Annotated in this window: 8 protein-coding genes; 4 read left to right on the top strand and 4 right to left on the bottom strand. The window is 73.9% G+C overall.

Features of this window, described 5'->3' with window-relative positions:
- Positions 1-663: 663 nt before the first annotated feature.
- From H5J29_RS21230 to H5J29_RS21220, 3 genes are read left to right on the top strand one after another with little or no spacing between them, the layout of a single operon-like run.
- A complete protein-coding gene (locus H5J29_RS21230) occupies positions 664-972 on the top strand; it encodes a hypothetical protein (RefSeq protein ID WP_181782802.1) in 309 nt (102 codons plus the stop codon).
- A gap of 47 nt (positions 973-1,019) precedes the next feature.
- Positions 1,020-1,856, top strand: a complete 837-nt coding sequence (locus tag H5J29_RS21225) for a hypothetical protein (protein WP_181782801.1) — start codon at positions 1,020-1,022, stop codon at positions 1,854-1,856.
- A gap of 47 nt (positions 1,857-1,903) precedes the next feature.
- Positions 1,904-2,254 carry an MmcQ/YjbR family DNA-binding protein gene (locus tag H5J29_RS21220; RefSeq protein ID WP_181782800.1) on the top strand — a complete coding sequence of 117 codons (351 nt, stop codon included), beginning with the start codon at positions 1,904-1,906 and terminating at the stop codon, positions 2,252-2,254.
- Here H5J29_RS21220 and H5J29_RS21215 read toward each other — a convergent pair.
- The 3 genes from H5J29_RS21215 to H5J29_RS21205 all read right to left on the bottom strand — a co-directional run bounded on the left by H5J29_RS21215 (position 2,199) and on the right by H5J29_RS21205 (position 3,908).
- Positions 2,199-2,669, bottom strand: coding sequence for a hypothetical protein (locus H5J29_RS21215; RefSeq protein ID WP_181782799.1), 471 nt, complete (start codon positions 2,667-2,669; stop codon positions 2,199-2,201). The genes H5J29_RS21220 and H5J29_RS21215 overlap by 56 nt on opposite strands.
- Before the next feature lie 68 nt (positions 2,670-2,737).
- A complete protein-coding gene (locus H5J29_RS21210) occupies positions 2,738-3,289 on the bottom strand; it encodes a dihydrofolate reductase family protein (protein ID WP_181782798.1) in 552 nt (183 codons plus the stop codon).
- Positions 3,290-3,341: 52 nt separating this feature from the next.
- On the bottom strand, positions 3,342-3,908 hold the full coding sequence (locus H5J29_RS21205; protein WP_181782797.1) for a DEAD/DEAH box helicase family protein: 567 nt from the start codon (positions 3,906-3,908) through the stop codon (positions 3,342-3,344).
- A gap of 176 nt (positions 3,909-4,084) precedes the next feature.
- Between H5J29_RS21205 and H5J29_RS21200 the strand changes: the two genes are divergently transcribed.
- Positions 4,085-4,396 (top strand): hypothetical protein, encoded by a 312-nt coding sequence (locus tag H5J29_RS21200; RefSeq protein ID WP_181782796.1) that lies wholly within the window; start codon positions 4,085-4,087, stop codon positions 4,394-4,396.
- Positions 4,397-4,457: 61 nt separating this feature from the next.
- Here H5J29_RS21200 and H5J29_RS21195 read toward each other — a convergent pair.
- A partial coding sequence (locus tag H5J29_RS21195; protein ID WP_220187723.1) for a peptidoglycan-binding domain-containing protein occupies positions 4,458-4,756 on the bottom strand: 299 nt, incomplete at its 5' end.

The raw sequence follows: 4,756 nt of genomic DNA, 5'->3' as shown, positions 1-4,756 counted from the left end.
CGGCAACGCGGGAGGCGGTGCCCCGGCCACCGACGGCGTCCCCTCCACCCCACCCACCGCCGCAGGCTGACCCGACCCCGAGCGACCAGCAGACAGGCGACGACTCACGGGGCTGTGCTGTCCGACTCGCGCGCCGTGGTGTCCGACTCGCGCCCGCGAGTCCCCCACTCTCGACGCGCGAGTCCCTCGGTTTCGACGCGCGAGTCGGACGTCGTGGTGGTCGGCTGGTCCGACTCGCGGGCGGTGGTGTTGGACTCGCGGGTTGTGGTGTAGGACTCGCGTCCGCGAGTCCCTCGGCTTCGACGCGCGAGTCGGACGTTGCGGTGGTCGGCAGATCCGACTCGCGGGCCATGGTGTCCGTCTCGGACGCTGGGGTGTCGGACTCGCGGGTTGTGGTGTCGGACTCGCGGGCTGTGGCCGACTCGCGCGATAGGGGGTCGGACTCGCGGGCTGTGGCCGACTCGCGCGATAGCGGGTCGAACTCGCGGGCTGGGGTGGCCGACTGCGGGGTGGGGGGCGGGCTCGCGGGTGGGTCACCCGGTCTGGGTCTCGGTTGAGTCTCGGGTTGGGTGCGCTGCGTGACGCTCCCCTACTGGGCGTCGATAGTCGGGTGGGGCGGCGCGAGGGGTGCCGCCCGGCTTCGTGGAGACGGGAGGACCGGCGGTGGCACGGTCGGCAGTGTGGGTGATCGGTCTCGAGGTCGTGGCGGTGGTCGTCGCGTATCTCGGTTTCGGCTGGCCGGCGTTGCTGGTCGGGATCCCCGCCCTCGTCGGGACCGCCCTGGTGCTGCTCGCCGTCCGGCTGTCGGAGGAGCCCCGCAAGCGGCTGGCCGAGGCCCGCGCCGCGCGCTACGCGGCGCCCCCGGTGCCCGGTGGCCTGATGAGCGGCTTCTTCGAGGTGCCCGCCCCGCGCCCCGCGCCCACCGCGCCCGCCGTGACCCCCGCCTCGCCCGTGGACAACAGCCGAGCATGATCGGTCGCCCCGTGCCACGGTGGAGCCGTGGCCCGAGGTGAACCCGCGTGCTGACCGGGCTGCTGTTCGCGCTGGCGGCCATGGTCGGCAACGCCGGGGCCGGGCTGCTGCAGTCCGCCGCGGCGAACGAGACCGGTTCGCGCCGCGCTCTGGCCCTGCGGCCCTGGTACCTCGTCGGCCTGCTGGTCGACGGCCTGGCCTGGGTGTGCACGGTCGTCGCCCTGCGGCACCTGCCGGTCTTCGCCGTGCAGGCGATCCTGGGCGGCGCGATTGCGCTCACGGCCGTGGCGAGCTGGGCGCTCTACGGGGTGCGGCTGCGGATCCGCGACCGGTTCTCCGTGGCGGCCTGCGTCCTCGGCCTGGCCACGATCGCGGCCAGCGCCCAGGGTGAGGCACCGGCGGAGTTCTCCGCCCTCGCCGTCCTGGTGCTCATCTCGGCGGTCGCAGCCCTGGCGGTCGCGGCGATCGCCGTCTGGCGGCTGGCCGCGGCCTGGCCGTTGTCCCTGATCGCGGGCCTGGGCTTCGGCGGGACCTCCCTCGCCGTCCGGGCGGTGCACCTGCCTGCGGGGGCGGAGGTCGACGTCGTCGCGCTGGCCACCCAGCCCGCCACCTACCTGATCGTGGTCTTCTGGATCATCGGGATCACCACGTACTCGCGCGCGCTGGTCATCGGCAACCTCTCCAGCGTGACCGCGGTGTTCGCCACGACCGAGGTCCTGGCCCCCGGCCTGGTCGGCATCGTGCTGCTCGGCGACGAGATCCGCGCAGGCTGGTGGATCCCCTTCGGGGCGGGCATGGTCGTGGCGGTGGTGGGGGTCGTCGTGCTGGCCAAGGCCCCGGTCCCCCAGCCCGGCCAGCGCCGCCGCCGTCGGCACGTGCGCTGATCCGTTTTCTCCACGACGGCGCCGACGACGGGGTCCACACTGTGCCCATGACCTGGGACGACGTCGTGGAGATCGGGACCGCACTGCCGGAGACCGAGGAGTCCACCTGGTACCGCACCCCGGCGCTGAAGGTGCGCGGCAAGGGGTTCGTGCGGCTGCGCACCGAGGCCGAGGGCGGGCTGGTGGTGATGTGCGGGCTGGACGAGAAGGAGGCCCTGCTGGCCTCCGGCGACCCGGCCTTCTTCACCACCCCGCACTACGACGGCCACGGCTCGATCCTCGTGGACCTCGACCGGATCGACCGCGAGCGGCTCACCGAACTGGTCGAGGAGGCCTGGCGGATCAAGGCGCCTGCACGGCTGCGGGACGGAAGTGCGCCCGGACCGCAGGCCGGGTGACCGCCCACAGCAGTGCCAGGACGACGACGGCCTGCACCACCTGCTCGACGTCCACCCACACCGGGTACTGGCCCGTCGAGAGCAGGTAGGCGATCCCCAGCAGGCTGATCACGGACAGGATCAGCACCCGGACGAAGGCCCGCCGGTGGCCTGCGCGGATCCGCCGCAGCAGCACGGTGTAGACGAGCCCGATCACCACCACGCCGGCGACCCGACCCCAGAGCCCGGCGCCGAGCCCTTCCCGCACCGCGGCGACGTCCGCGCCGGGCGGGAGGCTCATGTGCGCGACCTGGTAGTCCAGCAGCGAGCTGTGGAAGATCAGGAACAGCACGGCGAGCAGGGCGCTGAGACCGAGGTTGACCAGCAGCAACGTGGTCACCCGGCGCAGCTCCGGCGGGGCGGTCTTCTCGTTCATGGGCCCAGCGTGGCGGGCCGGGCGAGCCGGGCCCCGGCCCGCTCGTCACGATCCGGCCGTGACGGATGTCAGGCCCGGTAGGTCTGCGCCACCACGTCCCCGTACCGCACGGTGTCGCTGAGCCTCAGCACGACCTTGCCCCGCTCCTCCGGCCAGAACCGCAGGCCCCCACCGATCGCGACGGGGAAGACCTGCAGCCGCAGCTCGTCGACCAGGCCTGCGGCGAGCAGCGTGCGGACCAGGGTGGCGCTGCCGTTGACCAGCAGGGGCCCGCCGTCGGTCTTCTTCAGGTCGGTCACGGCGGCGACCACGTCCCCGGCGAGCGCGGTCGCGTTCCAGGTCAGCTCCGCGGGTCGGGAGGTCGCGACGAACTTCGGCATCGTGTTCATCCGCTCCGCCATCGGTCCCTCGTAGCCCGGCCACGCCCCGGCGAAGCTCTCGTAGGTGGTCCGGCCGAGCAGCAGGGCGTCGGCCGCATCGACCTCCCCCGCCTTGAACGCGAAGAGCTCGGGCGTGCTGTGCGGGGGCACCCAGTCGGTATGGGGGTGGGTGGGCTCCCCGCCGGGGGCCTCCATCACGCCGTCGAGGGTCACGAACTCGGAGACGACGATCTCGCGCATGCCTGTCCTTCCGTCGGGGGTTCGCGGGGTGGACCGCCCCGCTCCGCGAAACTCATCGCAGGTGCCGCAGCTGCACGGCCCGCCTGCGGAGGAACGCGAGCGGCCGCGGCTCCCGGGGCCGCAGCAGCGTCACCCCGACCGCCGCGGCGACGGCCTCCACCACCTCGTCGACCGTGCGGTCGTCCGTCTCGACGTGGGTGGCGAACCGCTCCGCGGCGAGCGCCCGCGTGCAGCGTTCCAGCTGCTCCAGCGCCCACAGGTCGCGGACCGGCCCGCCGCGCGACCACAGCCGCCGCCGGACGGTCTCGGGCCGCGCCACCAGCGTGACGTGCCGCAGGTCCGGCAACGCGCCGAGGACCTCGTCGGCGTGGTCGACCAGGGTCATCGGCACCAGGACCGGTTCGTCGAGGTCCGCGAGCCCGGTGAGCACCTCCACGACCCCCGCCCCCCAGGCCGCGAGGTCCTGGAAGTCCCGGCGCCGGGCCGGAGGCTGCATCCGGTGCAGCCCGAACCCGACGAGCTCGGGGTCGGCGATCCACCCGGCCCCCAGCCGTCGCCGCAGCTCGTGCGTGACCTGCGTCTTCCCCACCCCGAAGGTCCCGTTCACCCAGACGATCACGCGTCCAGCATGTCGTGCAGGCCGCCCGTGCCCGACGTCGTGGGTGGCGCCCGAGGAGCCCGGTCGTCCGCTCCGAGGGCGAGCAGCGCCCGGACAGGTCGGGCTGCTCGCGCGCAACGTGAGAGTTCTCTGAGTCGTGGCGGGAACGGGTCGGGCGGCGGCGCCGTTCCCCGGACATGAACGCCACCGTGCACGAGCCCGCTGATCTGGACGTCGTCCTCGCACGCTGGTTGCGAGACACCGAGCGGACCGCTCCGGACCGCCTGCTGATCACGTTCGACCCGGCCGCCGAGGCCGCCGTACAGGCGCTCGGGGCGGCGCGGCCCGCAGCGGTCGACGTCCGGATGGAGGACGGCCAGCTGCTGGTGGAGGTGACGTCCGCCGAGGTGGGGGTGCTCGACCTGTTGGCCCTGCACGCCGAGACCGCGGACCTCCGCGCCCTCCGCCGGTACCTCACCGCCACGCTTCCCCTGCCGCGCACGGCGTGAGAACGGCGCCGAGCCCGCGTCCGACGGGGGCGCGGGCTCGTGGGGGCGTCGTGCGGGGCGGTCAGCCTGCCATCTGGTTGTTGCCGGTGGCGAGCATCTGGGTCAGGGCGGCCTGGGTGGCGGCGTTCATGGTGCCGGTCTGCGGCAGCCCGGCGTCGCGCTGCAGGTAGGTGATCGCCTGGGTGGTCTGGGTGTTCATGATCCCGGTGACCGGGCCCTCGTAGTAGTTCAGCCGGCCGAGCTCCTTCTGCAGGGTCTCGATGGCAGCCGACGGCGCGATGGGCGGGGTCACGGGGGTCACGTGCCCGCCCGAGCCGCCGGTGCCGGGGGTGACCGCGTGACCCCCGCCGGTGGCGGACC

The organism is Pseudonocardia pini, assembly GCF_013870575.1.
In the GTDB taxonomy this organism is placed as follows: Bacteria; Actinomycetota; Actinomycetes; order Mycobacteriales; family Pseudonocardiaceae; genus Pseudonocardia; species Pseudonocardia pini.
This window is presented reverse-complemented; position numbering and strand designations above follow the sequence as displayed.